The sequence below is a fragment of the Streptomyces sp. NPDC047049 genome (genome assembly GCF_040643995.1).
GTDB lineage: Bacteria > Actinomycetota > Actinomycetes > Streptomycetales > Streptomycetaceae > Streptomyces > Streptomyces mooreae.
The window spans coordinates 180,695-197,749 of sequence record NZ_JBEYVM010000006.1; the positions used below are offsets into that span (position 1 = coordinate 180,695).

A 17,055-nucleotide genomic window follows, 5' to 3' on the forward strand; every position below is an offset into this window, starting at 1 on the left:
CAGGAGGCCGCCACAGCCGGGGTGGCCCGGTCCAGCATTGCGAGGCAGCCGTGGCCACGAGAGTGCGACGCACCACCCTGACCCTCCCCGCAGCCCCCCTCGGCCCCGACAACCCCCTTCCCGCGCTGCGCGGCGGCCAGGACCCGCACCGCATCGAGACCCTGGACGCCCGCCTGCCCGCCGACATGGCGCGGCAGATCGACAGTGCGCCGCTGCGCTCGATCCTGCCGACGCGGATGCGTGACGGCTACGGCCGTACCCGCCGTCCCACCGGCCTCGACGCGCTGGTCATCGAGAACGACCGGCTGCGCGCCACCGTCCTGCCCGGCCTCGGCGGCCGGGTGTACTCCCTGCACCACAAGCCCACCGGCCGGGAACTGCTGTACCGCAACCCGGTGTGGCAGCCCGCGGCCTTCGCCCTCAACGGCGCCTGGTTCTCCGGCGGCATCGAATGGAACATCGGGGCCACCGGCCACACCACCCTCTCCTGTGCCCCGCTGCACGCCGCCCGTGTCCCGGCGCCGGACGGCGGGGAGATGCTGCGGCTGTGGGAGTGGGAGCGGCTGCGCGATCTGCCCTTCCAAGTCGACCTGTGGCTGCCCGACGGCTCCGACTTCCTCCACGTGGGCGTCCGGATCCGTAACCCGCACCACCACACGGTCCCCGTCTACTGGTGGTCCAACACCGCCGTCCCCGAAGGCGAGCGCACCCGTGTCCTGGCCCCCGCCGAGGAAGCCTGGCACTTCGGCTACGAGCGGTGCCTGCGCCGCGTTCCGGTCCCCGGCTCCGACGGCATCGACCGGACGTACCCGCTGCGCAGCGAGTTCCCCGCCGACTACTTCTACGAGGTGCCCGACGGCGCCCGCCCCTGGATCACCTCCCTCGACGCCGACGGCCGCGGCCTGGTGCAGACCTCCACCGACACCCTGCGCGGCCGCAAGCTCTTCCTGTGGGGCGCCGGCCGGGCCGGGCGGCGCTGGCAGCAGTGGCTCACCGAGCCGGGCACCGGCGGCTACGCCGAGATCCAGGCAGGCCTGGCCCGTACGCAACTGGAGCAGGTACCGCTCGACGCCGGTGGGGAGTTCGCCTGGCTGGAGGCCTACGGTCCGCTGGCGGCCGACGCCGCGACCGTGCACGGCACGGACTGGGACGCGGCCCGCCACGAGGTCGCGACCCGGCTGGCAGCCGCCCTGCCGCGCGCGGACGTCGATGCCGCCTACGCCGCCTGGCTGCCGTACGCCGACCAGGAACCGAAGGAATCGCTGGCCACCGGCTCCGGCTGGGGCGCACTGGAGGCCGTCCGCGCGGGTCTGGAGCTGCCGGGCACGCCGTTCGACGCGGCCGCGCTGGGCCCGGAGCAGGAGCCCTGGCTGACGCTGCTCAGGACCGGGGACCTGCCGGCCGGCCGCCCGGTGCCCGGACCGGCGCTGGTCGGGCCGGCCTGGCGCGATCTGCTGGAGTCCGCTCCCTCGGGCGCGGCCACCGAATATCACCTGGGGCTCGCCCAGTGGCACGCCGGTGACCGCGCCCAGGCCGTCCGCAGCTGGGAGCGTGCGCTCGGGCACGGCGCCGGCGCCCTGCCGCTGTACTGCCTGGCCGTTGCCGAAGCGGAGGCGGGCGAGACCGGGCGCGCCGCCGACCGCTCTCTGCAGGCCTGCGATGAAGCGGCGCGGGCGGCGGCGGAGCCGGGACCGGGCGCGCGGGACTGGCGGCCGGTGCGGTCGGCCCTCGTCCGGGAGGCGGTGCCCGTGCTGCTCGCGGCCGGCCGTACCGACGAGGCGGCGCGGCTGCTGGCGGACCTGCCGCGGCCCGACCCGGCCGACGGCCGCTTCCGGTTGCTGACCGCACAGGTGCTGCTCGCCCAGGGGCAGCCGGCCGCGGCCCGGGAGATCTTCGACGCCGGCTTCGAGATCGCCGCGCTGCGGGAGGGCGAGGAGGCGCCGGCCGATACCTGGTTCGCCATCGCCGAGCGGCTGGTCGCGGGCGGCGGGCCGGTCACCGAACAGGTCCGCGCCGAGGCCCGCTCCCGGCATCCGCTCCCGGAGCGGTACGAGTACCGGATGCGGCCGGTGGAGGGCGGGTCGTCGGGGTAGCCCCCTCAGTACCCTCAGCCTCTTCGGCCCCTCCGGCCCCTTCAGCTGGTCCAGCCCGGTGGCGGCGGTTCACCCGGGCCGGACGGTGCGCCCGTCCGGACGGTGCGCCCGGCGGGTGGCGGGTGGCGGGTGGCGCCACCGCGGACCGGCCGTCACCCCAGCGGCTTGTCGAGCACCGCCTTGCTGTGGCTGAAGGTGTCGAGGGAGTACTCGCCGTGGTAGCGCCCCATCCCGCTCTCGCCCACCCCGCCGAACGGCAGGTCGGGCGCGGTGAGATGGGCGACCGGCAGCCCGAAGGTGAGCGCGCCCGAGGAGGTCTCGGTCAGCAGCCGCTGCTTGGTGGCGTCGGACGCGGTGAACGCGTAGAGCGCCAGTGGTTTGTCGCGCTCGTTGATGAAGGCGATCGCCGCGTCCAGGTCGGGCACCGGCACGATCGGCAGGACCGGGCCGAAGATCTCCTCCCGCATCACCGGTGCGTCGGGGGCGACATCGGCGAGGACGGTGGGCGCGAGGTAACGCGTGGCGCGGTCGTGCGTGCCGCCGAGGACCGTGCGGCCGCTGTCGAGAAGGGCGGTCAGCCGGTCGAAGTGCCGCTCGTTGACGATCCGTCCGTACTCCTCGGCGCCGGCCGGATCGGCGCCGTAGACCTCGTGCACCGCCTCGGCGAGGTGCGGCTCGATGGCGCGGGCGGTGTCGCCGATCGCCAGGACGTAGTCGGGCGCCACACAGGTCTGGCCGGCGTTGAGGAACTTGCCGGTCACGATCCGCCGGGCCGCGGCGGCCAGATCCGTACCGGGGTCGAGGACGACCGGGCTCTTGCCGCCCAACTCCAGGGTGACCGGCGTCAGGTGCCGCGCCGCGGCCGTCATCACGATCCGGCCGACGGCGCCGTTGCCGGTGTAGAAGATGTGGTCGAAACGCTCGGCCAGCAGCGCGGTGGTCTCCGGCACCGCGCCCTCGACGACGGTCACCGCGTCGGAGTCCAGGTGGCGCGGCAGCAGCCGGGCCAGGGCGGCCGAGGTCGCGGGGGCGAGTTCGCTCGGCTTGACGACGGCGCAGTTGCCCGCGGCCAGCGCGCCGACGAGCGGGGCGAGCGCCAGTTGCAGGGGATAGTTCCAGGGCGCGATCACCAGGACGACGCCGAGCGGTTCGCGGACGACCCGGGCGGTCGCCGGGAGCAGCCGGTCGGGCAGCTCGGCGGGCCGGGGCGCCAGCCAGTCGTCGAGGTGGGCCAGGGTGTGGTCGATCTCGTGGAGGGTGAAGCCGATCTCGGTGCGGTAGGCCTCTTCGGGGCCCTTGCCGAGGTCGGTGGCGAGCGCGGCAAGCAGTTCGTCGCCGTGGTCGGTGAGCAGGGTGCGCAGGGCGGCGAGCTGGCCGCGCCGCCAGTCCGTGGCGACGGTACGGCCGGTGGCGAAGGTGCGGCGGAGCCGGCCGATGACAGCGGCGGCGTCCAGGTCGGTGGAGGGGGACTGCGATGACATGACCGCGAGGTTACAGGAAACGAAAACATTTCGTTTCGTAATGCGGTCGGTAGACTCCCGGTGTGACCGAACGCACCGAGAGCAGCCGGCCCGCATCCGCAGCGCGGCAGCCGTCCCGCGGCCGGCCGCGGGACGCCGGACGTGACCGGGCATTGCTGGAGGCCACCGTCGCGGTCCTCCAGGAAAGCGGCTACGGCCGCCTGACCACCGCGGCGGTCGCCAAGCGCGCCGGGGTGTCCACCGCGACCCTCTACCGCCGCTGGCGCTCCAAGGAGGATCTGGTCGTGGGCACCGCCGTCCGCTGGGCGAGCGACCTCGGACCCCAGCCGGACACCGGCAGCCTCGAAGGCGACCTCACCGCCCTGCTCAAGGACAAGGCGGAAACCCTGGAGGGCCCCGGCGGCCGGCTGCTGCACGTCCTGATCGGCGAGGCCGCGCACAACGAGGCGCTGGCCCGCGTCCTGGACACCGCGATCATCCAGCCGGTCCGCGACCGGGCCGCCGACGTGGTGCGCCGCGCGGTCGCCCGCGGCGACATCCCACCGCTCCAGGACGCGCATGTGCTGGCCGACCTGGTCGTCGGCTCGATGGTCAGCCGTCTCTTCCTGACCCCCGGCGCGGCCCGCCCCGGCACGGCGGACGGCCCTTCGTCCGGCGAGGCCGCGACCCGGGAACTCCTTCCGTTCCTGCTGCGCGCCGTGGGAGCGCAGCCCGGCTGACCCGGCCCCGGGCTGAGGGCCCGTCACCGCCGCCGCACCCCGGTCGCCGCACCCCACTCGCCGCACCCCGGCCGCCGCGCCTCGCCTACGCCGATTCGGTGACTTCCGCGACCCTGGAATGAACCCCGGCCGTCACGCGTTGTGACGGTCATGAAGGCAATCATCGCAAAGAGCTACGGCGGCCCCGAGGTCCTCGAATACACCGACCGTCCCGATCCGAAGGTGGGCCCGGACTCCTTCCTGATCCGGGTCAAGGCGGCCGGGGTCAACCCGGTGGACTGGAAGATCGTCGCCGGCTATCTGGACCCGATGATGGACGCGCACTTCCCGCTCACTCCCGGGTGGGACGTGGCGGGCGTGGTCGAGGCGGTGGGCGCGGACGCCACGGAGTACGCGGTCGGCGACGAGGTCATCGGCTATGTGCGCAAGGACGAGGTGCAGCACGGCACCTACGCCGAGTTGGTCGCCGCGCCGGTCAGGACGCTGGCGCGCAAGCCCGCCTCGCTCAGCTGGCAGCAGGCCGCCGGGCTTCCGCTCGCCGGGCTGACGGCCTATCAGTCGCTCAAGCGGGTCGGTGTGCGGGCGGGCGAGACGGTCCTGGTGCATGCCGCCGCGGGGGGTGTCGGCTCCCTCGCCGTCCAGATCGCGGTGGCGCAGGGCGCCCGTGTCATCGGCACGGCGAGCGAGCGCAACCACGACTTCCTGCGCTCCCTGGGCGCCGAGCCGGTCACCTACGGTGATGGCCTCGCCGACCGGGCGCGGGCCCTGGCGCCCGAAGGCGTCGACGCGGCCGTGGACTTCGTCGGCGGTGGCGTCGTGGAGGTCTCGCAGGAACTCCTCAAGGACCGCGGCCGGGTGGCGTCGATCGCCGACGGCGAGGTCAAGAACAAGGGCGGCCACATGGTGTGGGTGCGCCCGGACACCGCCGATCTGACCGCGCTCGGCGCACTCGCGGACGCGGGGAAGCTGAGCGTGCCGGTCGAGGCGATCCTCCCGCTGTCCGAGGCCGCCGAGGCGTTCCGGCGGAGCATGGCCGGGCGGGCCCGCGGCAAGATCGTCCTTGAGGTGTCCTGACCACGGCCGGTGCAGGCCGCCGACAGGCACAGCGGGGCCGCCGCCCCCGACGGAGGAGGCGGCCCGCACCGCTGTGATGACGGCACCTCAGGGGCGTGAGCGGGGGCGCGGTGGACGCGGTCAGTCGCCGCTGACCTCTCCGACGGCAAAGCGGCGGGCCTCGCGCCGGCCTGCGTAACGCTCCTTGCGGTTGCGCTGCCTGGCCATCTGCTGGCGCTCCTTGACGCAGCCGCGCACACTGCACCCCGAACAGCAGGTGCGGCGGAACAGCAGCGTGCCGGGGTGCTCCCACCGGCAGCGGGTGTCCGAGCCCTCGCGCGTCCCCATCGGGTCCGGCGGCAGGTCACAGGCACCGTAGCGGTGATCGTGGACCGGCCGGGGATCGTGCTCCGCGTAGCGCACCCACACCGGCTTCGTCCTGTCCGTACGGGACATCTCGTTCCTTCCGGAACCGCCGCCCGGGCTCCGGACCTTCCGGGCGGGCGGCTGGGTTCGCCACTTCACGGCGACACGCTCCTTCCTTCGTCTGCGGCACCGATCGGGCGCCTGGGGGCGCCATCCACCGGAGTGGAAAGCCTTCCAGGATATCGGCAACTCAGTTCGATTTCATGGGGTTTCAGGTTTGCCGGTCTTGGTCGTCCGGGGTGGAGGTGTTACGCCGCCAAGGGCGCCGTGCGGTCGAGGAATTCCCTCACCGCCGCGCCCAGTTCCGCCTGGTGCGTGAGGTAGAAGTCGTGATGCCCGTCGATCGTCACGACTTCCGTGCCGGGCCGGCGACGGACCATCTCCTCGGCGTGCCGGCGCGGCACGACCGCACTGCGTTCGCCCCGCACGACCATCAGCGGTTGCCCGACGGCGGTGAAGTCGTCCCACCAGTCGCCCCGGACGGCGACCTTGGCGGCCCGCACTTCCTCCGCCCGCCACAGGAACCGCCACCCCTCCGGTTCCTCCACCGCGCTCTCGGTGAAGTGCCGGGGCTCGTCCACGAACGCGAGTGCGTCCAGCATCGCCCGCATGCTCGGGAAGTGCGTCGGCAGTGCGAGCAGCTGATCGTCGCCGAGCGGCGCCCGGTACTCCGCCGGAAAGTCCACCACGACCACGGCCGAAGTCAATTCCGGTCGGTGTGCGGCCAGTTGATACGCGGTGATGCCGCCGAGCGAGTGTCCGACGACCGCAACGGGGCCGAGTCCGAGGTGTTCGACGAGCGCCGTCGCGTCGCGGATATAGGCCTCCCGCCCGTGGTCCTCGGGGTGGTCGGAGAGGCCGTGGCCGCGCTGGTCGAGCGCGATGAGCCGGTATCCGGGCCCGAGGTGGCCGGCGAGCCCGAGCAGGGAGCGGCCGCGCCCATAGGCGCCGTGCAGTGCGAGGACGGGGCGGCCGGTGCCGCCGAGGTCGAGGTAGGCGAGACGTATGCCGTCCGGGGTGCGGAAGTACTGCGTGGTTGCCGTCGTCATGGCTTGGACTCTAACAGGAGCATGCCTCTATTAGAGTCATCTCGATTCGAGGTATCTCTACTCGGGGTATCTCCCTTCGATGTGCCTCTACTAGAGGCATAGCCCCTGGCGTGGCTACTCTGGACGGCCACGACGACCGCGAAGCACGCACCTCGGAGGCCCGGTGCTCACCCTCTGCATCCTCGGATTCCTCGACGAGGAACCCCTGCACGCCTACGACCTGCGCGCCCGCATCTCCGGCCTCAGCGGCCATGTGCGCCCCGTGAGCGACGGCGCTCTCTACCCCGCCATCAAGCGTCTGGAGGCCGCCGGGCACCTCACCCGCCACACCGAGCCCGGTGAACGCGCCACACCCCGCCAGGTCCTCACCCTCACCGCATCCGGCCGAGCCGAATTCCTGCGCCGGCTGCGCGAACCCGCCGACCTCGAAATCACCGACCGCAACTCCTTCTTCATCCTCCTGGCCTTCCTCGGCCGGCTGCCCGACCCGGCCGACCAGGCCCGCGTACTTCGCCGCCGCCTCGCCTTCATGGACGAGCCCGGCAGCTACTTCTACGAGGACGGCCGGCCGCTGCGCGCCCGCGACATGACCGACCGCTTCCGGCGCGGCATGCTCCAACTCGCCCACGCCACCAGCAAGGCCGACCGCGCCTGGCTGGAACGCACCGTCGGAGAGCTGGCAGGGGGCGTCTCGCCGTGACGGCGGTCGGGGTCGCGGCGGCACTGCAGCAGTGGGATGCGGTGTGCACCGTCGCGACGGGCGGTGTGCTCGTCGCGCTCGGGGTGGGGGCGGCGGCGGAGACGGTCGTGGGGTAGAGGGGCGGGGCCCTCGGGCCCCTATGTGCCCCCAGGTACCTCTATGCCTCCGCCTCCTGCTTCCGGTCGACGTACTCGAAGATCGAACCGTCCGGGTGGCGGGCGACCAGATTGCGGCCGATCGGTGTCGGCAGCGGGCCGGCGACGATGTCCGCGCCGACGGCCGTCAGATCGGCCACCGCATCGTCCACATCCTTGACGGCGATGGTCGCTGTGATCTTCCGCAGCACCGACAACTCCGCTTCGGGGCCGCTCATCAGGAAGAAGCACCCGACGGCCGCGACCGCCACCCCGCCGCGCTGGAAGCGGACCGCTTCGGCGCCGGTCAGCCGTTCGTAGACGCCGACCGCCGCATCGAGATCGCCGACGCACACCCGCAATGAGGTCCCCAGAATGTCCATATGGGCAACCCTAGTTGGGTGGCCCGCGGGTACGCGATCACTTGGTCGTCATCGACCGCTCTCCGTCGGGTCTTGCGGGTCTTGTGACAAGGGTGTGCCCCGGACGACGGAGCCTGACGCCCCTGGCCCCGCCCCCGGGCCACCCGGTCGTCCCCGGTCCTCCCGTTCGTCAGACGCGGCAGAGGATCTCGCCGTGCAGGATGCCGAACCAGCCGTCCTCCTCGGCGCCCCACGCCCGCCAGGCCTGAGCGATCCGGTCCAGCTGCTCCGTGGTGGCGTGCCCGCCGTCCACCGCGATCCGCGCGTAGGAGGAGCCGACCGTACGTTCCGCCCACAGCTCGCTCCACCAGGAGCGCTCCTGTGGGGTGTGGTAGCACCAGGTACCGGTGGTGGCGGTGATCGCGTCCGGGGTGAAACCGGCCTGCCGTGCCCAGGCGTGCAGCCGGCGTCCGGCATCCGGTTCGCCCCCGTTGGCGCGGGCCACCCGCAGATACAGCCGCAGCCAGTCGGCCATCCCGTCGACCTCCGGGTACCAGGTCATGGCCGAGTAGTCCGAATCCCGGACGGCGACGATTCCGCCGGGCTTCGTGACCCGGCGCATCTCGCGCAGCGCCTGGACGGGGTCGCCCACGTGCTGCAGCACCTGATGGGCGTGCACCACACAGAAGGTGTCATCGGGGTAGTCCAGTGCGTGGACATCGCCGACCGCGAAGCGGACGTTCGTCAGGCCCCGGCCGGCGGCGGTGGCGCGTGCCTGGCGCAGGACGTCCGGTGCGTGCTCCAGGCCGGTGACCTGCCCGTCCGGCACCAGGGCCGCCAGGCCGGCGGTGATGGTGCCGGGGCCGCAGCCGACGTCCAGGATCTGCATGTGCGGCTGCAGCGCATCCCGCAGGTATCCGGCCGAATTGTCGACGGTGCGCCAGGTGTGGGAGCGCAGTACGGACTCGTGGTGGCCGTGGGTGTAGACGGCGGATTCCTGCGGCATGGCCGGCTCCTTCGCATACGGGGGAGCGGTGGCCGGGTGCGCACGGCATCCCGGCCACCGCCCGGCGGCCGCACGTAGCCGCGCGGCCGCTCTGCGGCGTGGTGATCACACCGTACGCCGCAATCTCGCATCATGAGAGTGGGGTCTCATTATTCGGGCAGCAGGCGATAGACCGTCAGCGCTTCGTTCTGCTTGTCCAGCGTCAACTCGGACGGGGCGGGGGCCACTTCGCCGTCGAAGGCCAGCGTCGTGCCCTCCGGGAGCCCGCTGATCCGCAGGCGCGACAGACGCGCCTCGCCGAGCACCGGAGAGCTGCGCGGGGTGCCCAGCAGAGCCGCGGTGAGCAGCCGGGTACGGGCCAGCCGGCCACCGTGCACCACCCGCACATCGAGCACCCCGTCCGCCAGGTCGTGGCGGCGCACCGGAGCGAACCCCAGCCCCCGGTACTGAGAGTTGCCGGCGAACAGCAGCCACACGGCCCGCCGCTCGCCATTGATCGTGAGGGTCAGCGGCTCGGCGGTGCGCAGCACCTCCCACGCCGCGAGCACCCCCGCGGGCCAGGCGCCGATCTTCCCGGCCCACCGCTCCCGGATCCGCACCAGCTCCGGATACGCGCCGATCGAGAAGGTGTTGAGGAAGTGCCGCGCCTCCGGATGCGGCCCGGCCCGGAAGCGCGCCACGTCCACCGCGACGGCCTCACCGGTCTCCACGGCGCGGGCCGCCGCCGCATAGGTTTCGATCCCGAGGTCGTACGCGAAGTGGTTCAGGGTGCCGCCGGGCAGCACCGCGAGCGGCAGCCCGTGCCGGAGCGCGACCTCCGCCGCGGCATTGACCGTGCCGTCCCCGCCGAGCACTCCCAGCGCACCGCCCAGCGCCTTGGCCCGCTCCGCGGCATCTTCCAGGGCCTTGTCCAGCGGCTCCCCGTCCGGCCCGCTGCACACCGTCACCTCGGCCTGCGGCAGTACTCCGTGCACCTCCTCGGCGCGGTCCGGTCCGGGGCCCGTGCGCTGCCCCGAGCCCTGGTTCGCCACCACGACCAGACCCCGGCCGCCCGGCAGCGCGGGCGCCTCGGCGCGCGGTCTGGCGGGCGGCGCCAGCTGGGCACGGGTCGGCGCGAAACCCCGGACCGCGAACGCCGCACCGGCCCCCAGCGCGGCGCCCGCCAGCACATCACCCGGATAGTGCACGCCCGTATAGACGCGGGAGAACGCCACCGAAGCGGCGACCGGCGCCAGTGCCAGGCCCCACCACTTGTTCTCGAAGGCGACACCGGTCGTGAAGGCCACCGCCGAGGCCGCGTGCCCGGACGGGAACGAGGAGGTGACGGGCTGACGGTGCAGCTGCCGTATGACCGGCACCGCGTCCAGCAGCGGTCGCTGGCGCCGGACCGAGCGCTTGCCGAGCGTATTCACCGTCGCCGACGCCACGGCCAGCGACGCCACCCCGCGCAGCGCCGCCCGGCGCATCGGCCGGCCGCCCAGTGCGGCCGCGCCGGCCGCGATGCCGAACCACAGCAGTCCGTGGTTGGCGCTGCGGGTCAGCCGGGGCAGGACCCGCTGTGCGCCCGGCCATTCGCGGGAGGCGATGAGGTGGAAGGTCCGCCGGTCGAGTTGGGGAAGTAGCGATCGCATGCGCCCTCTTGTACCCCAGACTCGCCGTAACAGGCAGGAAGGGGCTGCTGGGGGGCGGTGCGCGGCGTTGCGGGGCGGTGCGCGGCGTCGCGTGGGCGGTGCCGCACGCGGACCGGGCTGCCGCGCCCCGGCCGCCCCTGTCCCGGCCATCCATGTTTCGCTGTCGGGATGATCAGGAAACGGCGCGACACCGACCTCGACGCCTGTGTGGCGCTCCTGGCCGCGGTGCACACCCACAGCGGCTATCCACACCGCTGGCCGGACGACCCGGCGCGCTGGCTGGCCCCCGACGGACTGACCGCCGCCTGGGTCGCCGAGTCCGACGGTACGGTCGTCGGCCACGCGGCGCTGTGCGGTCACGAGGTCAGCCGGCTGAGTGTCGCACCCGCCGCCCGCGGCGCGGGCCTCGGCGGACGGCTGCTGCGCACCGCCGAGGCGGCGGCGGCCGCCCGTGGGCTGCGCCCCGTACTGGAGGTGAAGGCCACCGACACCGCGGCCATCGGCCTCTACGAGCGCCTGGGCTGGATTCGCCGCGCCACCGAGCGGCAGGAGTGGGACGGCGGGGAGGTGGTGACGGTGCATCGCTACGAGCCCGCCGCGGCGCGCCCGGCGCGTTGAGCGCGGGTACCACCCGCGCTGACGTGTCGCCCGGCCGCCACCCCCGTGATCTGCCAAGGTGGACGGGGCCGCCTCAGGGGATGTCCTGGGCGTTTCCCCAGGGCGAGGGGCCCACGGTCGACCCGCCGTCGTGGAGTGGAGGTACGGATGCAGCGGACCGCCCCGGATCCGCAGCGGGAGCCGGAGCCGGATCCGCCGGTGGGCCTGCCGGTCCTGCCGGAGCTCGCCGCGTACCTCTCCGCGGCGGCGGACCGCACCGAAGCCGAGCCGCCCGGCGGCAGCGCGCCACTACGCACCGCCGCCTGCGGCTACTGGGAACGCCGCAGCCTGGTCACCACCCCGGACCGGGTCCTCGCCGCCCCCGGGGCACCGGCCCTGCTCCTCGCGCTGTACGCCGCGACGGACGGGGCGGTGGTGCTGCCGCGGCCCTGCTCGGAGTGGTACGCGCCGCCCGCCCGGCAACTCGGGCGCCCGGTGCACCTCGCGCCCGTACCGGCGGAATCGGGCGGCGTGCCCGACCCGTTCGCGCTGCTGGAGACCGTCCGCCGGGCCCGGATGCACGGCGACAGCCCGCGCGTCCTGGTCCTGTCCGTCGCCGACGATCCGACCGGCACCTGCCCCGCGCCCGAGCAACTGCACGAGGTCTGCGAAGCGGCGGCGCAGGAAGGGCTGTGGATCATCAGCGACGAGACGCGCCGCGATCTGCTGCACGATCCGCATGACACCGTGCTGCTCAGCCCCGCCGAGATGCTGCCCGGCGAGGTCGTGGTGCTCACCGACCTGCGGGCCACGCTGGTGCCCGCCTCCTGGCCGGCCGCGCTGGCCCGTTTCCCCGGCACCGAGGGTGGAGCCGTCCTGCGGGCCGCCGCTCTGGACGCGCTCACCGCGGTCCCGGTGCCGATTCCGGGGCCGGTCGGCTGCGCCGTCACCCATGCGCTCGGCGAACCCGACGAGGTGCGCGCCCGTACGGCCACCGCCGCCCGGATGTACGGCATGCTCGCCGCGGCGCTGCACCACACCCTCACCGAGGCCGGCGCCCTCTGCCGCCCGCCGCACTCCGGCAGCCATCTCTACGCCGACCTCGAACCGCTGCGCCGGCCGATGGCGGCCCGCGGAACGGTGGAATCCCACGCACTGGAGCGGAAGTTGGCGCCCTGGGGGGCACGCGGCGGACACCGTTTCGGCGACGCGCCGGGCGCCCTGCGGGTACGCCTCGGCGCCGAGGCGCTGCTCGGCGCCGACCGGGAGCTGCGGCAACGCGTCCTGGCCGCGCCGGACCCGCTGGAACTCCCGCACGTCACCCAGGCGCTGACCGCCCTGTCACGGGCGCTGGCCGGACTCACGACGTCCGCGGACGGATGATCACCACCGCGCCCCGCCCGCCGGTGCCGTCCCCGCCCGCCGGTGCCGTCCCCGCCCGCGGGCCCCACCCCGCCTGCCGGCTCCCGTCCCCGCCCGCCCCGCTCCCGCCGCCGCGCGCGCCGGAGCCCACCAGATGGATGCGCCCCCGGACCCGGCTCGGTCCATAGCGGTCAGGCAGGTACGTTCACGGCACCAGTACGGGCGACCGGATGCAGCGCGGCGTACTCCAGGGGCGCCGACGGATCGACCGCGACATCCAGCGGGGCCGGTGCGGTGCCCGCCCGGACCAGCAGCTCCCCGATGGCGGCGATCATCGCGCCGTTGTCGGTGCACAGCCGCAGCGGCGGCACCCGCAGGGTGATCCCGGCGGCGGCGCAGCGCTCCTCCGCCAGGCTCCGGACCCGGGAGTTGGCGGCAACCCCGCCCACCACGACAAGGGTGCCGACGCCGTGGGCGGTGCAGGCGGCCACCGCCTTGCGGGTCAGGACATCGGCGACTGCCTCCTGCAGCCCGGCCGCGCCGTCCGCCACCGGCAGGGCCCGGCCGCGGTGCCGCTCCGCCCATCGTGCGGCGGCGGTCTTGAGCCCCGAGAACGAGAAGCCGTACGGATCATCACGCGGCCCGGTCAGCGGACGGGGGAACCGCACGGCGCCCGCGTCGCCCTCGCGCGCGGTCCGGTCGATGGCCGGCCCGCCGGGATAAGGGAGCCCGAAGACCCGGGCGACCTTGTCGAAGCACTCGCCGGCGGCGTCGTCCAAGGTGTCGCCGAGGTGCACGATCGGATCGCGGGCCAGGTCGCGGACGAGCAGCAGCGAGGTGTGGCCGCCGGAGACGATCAGCACCACACAGGGGTCGGGCAGCGGACCGTGCTCCAGGGTGTCGGCCGCTACATGGCCGGCCAGGTGGTGCACCCCGTACAGCGGCACGTCCAGCGCGTACGCCAGGCTCTTCGCCCCGGCCAGCCCGACCTGGAGCGCACCGGAAAGCCCCGGCCCGGTGGTCACCGCGACCGCCCCGACATCGGACATCCGCAGCCCGGCCTGCTCCAGCGCCCGGTGCACCACCGGGGCGAAGGAGTGGACATGGGCGCGGGCGGCGATCTCCGGCACCACGCCCCCGAACCGGGCGTGCTCGTCCATGCTCGACGCCACGGCGTGCCCCAGGAGCCGGCCGTCCCGCACCAGCCCGGCGCCCGTCTCGTCACAGGACGATTCGATGCCCAGCACGACGGGTGTCCCACGCATGCCGTTCTCCTCTCGCACACCGCGCCCGGGGTAGTGCCTGATGCCTAATTGCACAGTGTTAGTTATTGCAGATCCTACGCAATAAGTGGGCCTCCCCAGGGAATCCCGTAGTCCCCCCGCGAAACCGCAGATCTTTCACCGACAGGCCCCCGTGGCGGGAGTATTCACGGCGATTTTGAAGCGTGCCGCTGATCCGGTGACCATGTGCACCGGTCCGGCACACCGGACAGCCTGGCACGACGAGAGATGCGCCCCACATGCACCGCAGCCCTGCCGCTCAGACCCCCGAGACCGGCTCTGACCTGCACACGCAAGCCAAGTCACCGTTTCGGATGAGCTTGTTCACCGCCACCTGCCTGGTGATGGGGAACATCATCGGCGGCGGCATCTTTCTGCTGCCGGCTTCGGTCGCCCCGTTCGGTACCGTCAGCCTGGTCGCCTTCGGCGCACTGACCATCGGCGCCCTCGCGCTCGCCCTGGTCTTCGGGCGGCTCGCCGAGCGCCACCCGGACACCGGAGGCCCCTACGTCTACGCGCGCGAGGCGTTCGGCGACTTCGCCGGATTCCTCTCCGCCTGGTCGTACTGGACCATGACCTGGGTCAGCAACGCGGCGCTCGCGGTCGCCATCGTCGGCTACGTCCACGTCCTCCTCCCCGGCCACCCCTCCCGCGGCGCCGACCTCGCGATCGCACTCGGCGCGCTCTGGCTGCCGGCCCTCGCCAACTTCGCCGGCACCCGCTACGTCGGCCTGGTCCAGACGGTCTCCACCGTCCTCAAGTTCATCCCGCTCCTCTTCATCGCCGTCGTCGGCCTGTTCTTCTTCGACCCGGCAAACCTCGGCCCGTTCCACGAAGGCAGCGGCAGCGCGGCCGGCGGAATGTCCGCGGCCGCCGCGATCCTCCTCTACTCCTACGTCGGTGTGGAGTCCGCCGCGATGAGCGCGGGCGAGGTCCGCGACCCGGAGCGCAACGTCGGCCGGGCCACCGTGCTCGGCACCATCGGCTCCGCCGTCGTCTATCTCCTGGGCACCGTCGCCGTCTTCGGCACCGTCGCCCACGACAAGCTGGTGAAGTCCCAGGCGCCGTTCTCCGACGCGGTGAACGCCATGTTCGGCGGACACTGGGGCGGTACGGTCGTCGCGCTCGCCGCCGTCGTCTCGATCATCGGCGCCCTCAACGGCTGGACCCTGATGAGCGCCCAGTCCCCGTACGCCGCCGCCAAGGACGGGCTGTTCCCCGCGCCGTTCCTGACCAAGCGGCGCGGCGTCCCGACCTTCGGCGTCCTGGCCGCCGGTGTGCTGGCCAGCGCCCTCACGGTGATGAACTACCTCATCGGGTCCGGCGGCGTCTTCGAAATCCTCGTCCTGATCACCACCTTTTCGGCGACCGTCCCCTACCTCCTCGCCGCCGGCGCCCAGGTCTACTTCCTGCTCACCGGCCGCCGCGACCAGGTCCGCCCCGCCCGCTTCGCCCGTGATCTGACCCTCGCCCTGACTGCCTTCGGCTTCACCTTCTGGCTCGTCGCCGGCGCCGGCTACGCCGCGATCTACCAGGGTGTGCTCTTCCTGTTCGCCGGCATCCTGGTCTACGTCTTCATGGCGGCCCGGCGTACGGCACGCCAGGCGGAGACCGCGGCCACGACGGCCACGACTGCCACGACGGATGCGCCTACGCCCGCGGACTCCGAAGAGGTTCCCCCGCCCGCCGCAAGTGCCGCAGTGCCTCCGCGTACGACCTGATCAGCCCCGTCTCGTGGTACGGGACACCGATCTCGGCGCAGTAGGCGCGCACGATCTCCTGCGCACGGCGCAGATGCGGCGTCGGCATGCTGGGGAAGAGGTGGTGCTCGATCTGGTGATTGAGCCCGCCGAGAAGGAAGTCGGTCAGAACCCCGCCCCGGATATTGCGCGAGGTCAGCACCTGACGGCGCAGGAAGTCCGGCCGGGCGTCACCCGTCAGCGTCGGCATCCCCTTGTGATTGGGCGCAAAGGTGCACCCCAGATACACACCGAAGAGGGCCTGGTGAACGAGGAGGAAGGCCAGCGCCTTACCGGGTGACAGCACCAGGAACAGCGCGGCGAGATACAGGCCGATATGCGTCAGCAGCAGCGCCGCCTCGCAGCCCCAGTGCTTCATGGTGGGCGACCGCAGCGCGCGGATGCTCGACACCCGCAGATTGAACCCTTCCAGCGTCAGCAACGGGAAGAACAACTGCGCCTGATAACGGCCGATGAAACGGGGCAGCCCCGTGGCGGCCCGCGCCTGGTCCTGCGACCACACCAGGATGTCCGGCGCGACATCCGGGTCCAGCTCCTCATGGTTGGGGTTGGCGTGATGCCGGGTGTGCTTGTCCATCCACCAGCCGTACGACATCCCCACACCCAGGTTGCCGAACAGCCGCCCACCGACCTCACTGGGCCGACGCCGCCGGAACACCTGCATATGCGCCACATCATGGGTGACCAGCGCCATCTGCCCGAAGACGAACGCCAGGAACACGGCCACGGCCAGTTGCCACCAACTGTCGCCCAGTGCGAAGAACACCACCCAGCCCCCGGCGAACGCCGCGCTCACGGCCGACAGCCGCACCGCGTAGTACCCGGGCCGCCGCTTCAGCAGCCCGGCCGCGACGATGCGCCGCGACAGCCGCGCAAAGTCGCTGCCGACGGGCGCTGCCGCATCGGCGGGCCGGGAAGGGTTCTCAAGCCTCGTTGTCATGCGGACGAGTCTTCTGCCGCCGCGCCCGCCCGGACAGCCGGTCGGCCCCCGTCCGGACGGCTGGTTCGCCCCCGTCCGGATAGCTGGTCCGCCCCCGCTTCGACGGATGGTTCACCCCCGGACCGGGTGGGGGGTTACCACTACCGTTCCCGCCCCTCCCGCCTCAAGGCCGGTAGGCAGGAAGACCCTGAACCTACGTGATCGGCTTTCGTCCCACGCCCTGATCGAGTCCCAGTCGCACACTCAACTGACCGCCGATCTCTCTGCGTTGCGGAGCGGTCAGCACACACAGGTGCGCGGTCGACGCCGGCCACCTCCGATATCCCGCAGCAGCCACGACCTGTGGGCCGTCGCGCACCACGAACACCGGGGAGTCGAGCTCGTCGATGCCGCTCTCGGCCGCATCCTCCGGCCCCACCAACTCTGCCAACGAAGGCGAGTTGGAGCAGGGCAGGGTGA

General features: G+C 73.1%; 15 protein-coding genes. 7 read left to right on the top strand and 8 right to left on the bottom strand.

All coding sequences use genetic code 11. The features are described 5' to 3' along the window. Positions 1–50 precede the first annotated feature (50 nt). Positions 51–2,093 (top strand): DUF5107 domain-containing protein, encoded by a 2,043-nt coding sequence (locus tag ABZ851_RS17200; RefSeq protein ID WP_361127810.1) that lies wholly within the window; start codon positions 51–53, stop codon positions 2,091–2,093. A gap of 152 nt (positions 2,094–2,245) precedes the next feature. Here ABZ851_RS17200 and ABZ851_RS17205 read toward each other — a convergent pair whose 3' ends face one another. Beyond that, entirely contained in the window at positions 2,246–3,574 is a 1,329-nt protein-coding gene (locus ABZ851_RS17205; RefSeq protein WP_361127813.1) for an aldehyde dehydrogenase family protein, read from the bottom strand. A 62-nt stretch (positions 3,575–3,636) separates the two neighbouring features. Between ABZ851_RS17205 and ABZ851_RS17210 the strand changes: the two genes are divergently transcribed. Both ABZ851_RS17210 and ABZ851_RS17215 read left to right on the top strand, forming a co-directional pair. Continuing rightward, positions 3,637–4,293, top strand: a complete 657-nt coding sequence (locus tag ABZ851_RS17210) for a TetR/AcrR family transcriptional regulator (RefSeq protein ID WP_361127816.1) — start codon at positions 3,637–3,639, stop codon at positions 4,291–4,293. Between the two features lie 150 nt (positions 4,294–4,443). Continuing rightward, positions 4,444–5,367, top strand: coding sequence for an NADP-dependent oxidoreductase (locus ABZ851_RS17215; protein WP_361127819.1), 924 nt, complete (start codon positions 4,444–4,446; stop codon positions 5,365–5,367). Positions 5,368–5,487: 120 nt separating this feature from the next. Here ABZ851_RS17215 and ABZ851_RS17220 read toward each other — a convergent pair whose 3' ends face one another. Further along, positions 5,488–5,802, bottom strand: a complete 315-nt coding sequence (locus ABZ851_RS17220) for a hypothetical protein (protein WP_361127822.1) — start codon at positions 5,800–5,802, stop codon at positions 5,488–5,490. A gap of 218 nt (positions 5,803–6,020) precedes the next feature. Next, positions 6,021–6,821: an alpha/beta hydrolase gene (locus ABZ851_RS17225; RefSeq protein ID WP_361127826.1), complete on the bottom strand. Its 801-nt coding sequence runs from the start codon at positions 6,819–6,821 to the stop codon at positions 6,021–6,023. A gap of 163 nt (positions 6,822–6,984) precedes the next feature. On the opposite strand from ABZ851_RS17225, the gene ABZ851_RS17230 reads away from it, so the two are divergent. Next, positions 6,985–7,521 carry a PadR family transcriptional regulator gene (locus ABZ851_RS17230; protein WP_361127829.1) on the top strand — a complete coding sequence of 179 codons (537 nt, stop codon included), beginning with the start codon at positions 6,985–6,987 and terminating at the stop codon, positions 7,519–7,521. A gap of 157 nt (positions 7,522–7,678) precedes the next feature. Here ABZ851_RS17230 and ABZ851_RS17235 read toward each other — a convergent pair whose 3' ends face one another. The 3 genes from ABZ851_RS17235 to ABZ851_RS17245 all read right to left on the bottom strand — a co-directional run bounded on the left by ABZ851_RS17235 (position 7,679) and on the right by ABZ851_RS17245 (position 10,654). Then, a complete protein-coding gene (locus tag ABZ851_RS17235; RefSeq protein WP_311621736.1) occupies positions 7,679–8,038 on the bottom strand; it encodes a VOC family protein in 360 nt (119 codons plus the stop codon). 169 nt (positions 8,039–8,207) lie between these two features. Next, positions 8,208–9,023 (bottom strand): methyltransferase domain-containing protein, encoded by an 816-nt coding sequence (locus ABZ851_RS17240; RefSeq protein WP_361127833.1) that lies wholly within the window; start codon positions 9,021–9,023, stop codon positions 8,208–8,210. A gap of 149 nt (positions 9,024–9,172) precedes the next feature. Then, the gene (locus tag ABZ851_RS17245) at positions 9,173–10,654 is read right to left on the bottom strand and encodes a phosphatase PAP2 family protein (RefSeq protein ID WP_361127836.1); all 1,482 of its coding nucleotides are present in this window, start codon (positions 10,652–10,654) and stop codon (positions 9,173–9,175) included. Positions 10,655–10,822: 168 nt separating this feature from the next. On the opposite strand from ABZ851_RS17245, the gene ABZ851_RS17250 reads away from it, so the two are divergent. After that, positions 10,823–11,272 carry a GNAT family N-acetyltransferase gene (locus ABZ851_RS17250; RefSeq protein ID WP_361127840.1) on the top strand — a complete coding sequence of 150 codons (450 nt, stop codon included), beginning with the start codon at positions 10,823–10,825 and terminating at the stop codon, positions 11,270–11,272. 147 nt (positions 11,273–11,419) lie between these two features. Then, positions 11,420–12,634 (top strand): aminotransferase class I/II-fold pyridoxal phosphate-dependent enzyme, encoded by a 1,215-nt coding sequence (locus ABZ851_RS17255; RefSeq protein WP_361127842.1) that lies wholly within the window; start codon positions 11,420–11,422, stop codon positions 12,632–12,634. Positions 12,635–12,804: 170 nt separating this feature from the next. Here ABZ851_RS17255 and tsaD read toward each other — a convergent pair whose 3' ends face one another. Then, entirely contained in the window at positions 12,805–13,878 is a 1,074-nt protein-coding gene (gene tsaD / locus ABZ851_RS17260) for a tRNA (adenosine(37)-N6)-threonylcarbamoyltransferase complex transferase subunit TsaD (protein ID WP_361127844.1), read from the bottom strand. 332 nt (positions 13,879–14,210) lie between these two features. Here tsaD and ABZ851_RS17265 point away from each other — a divergent pair, with 332 nt between their 5' ends. After that, a complete protein-coding gene (locus ABZ851_RS17265; RefSeq protein WP_361127847.1) occupies positions 14,211–15,617 on the top strand; it encodes an amino acid permease in 1,407 nt (468 codons plus the stop codon). Here ABZ851_RS17265 and ABZ851_RS17270 read toward each other — a convergent pair. Beyond that, on the bottom strand, positions 15,547–16,596 hold the full coding sequence (locus tag ABZ851_RS17270) for an acyl-CoA desaturase (protein ID WP_361127850.1): 1,050 nt from the start codon (positions 16,594–16,596) through the stop codon (positions 15,547–15,549). The two genes, ABZ851_RS17265 and ABZ851_RS17270, sit on opposite strands and share 71 nt — an antisense overlap. Positions 16,597–17,055: the final 459 nt, after the last annotated feature.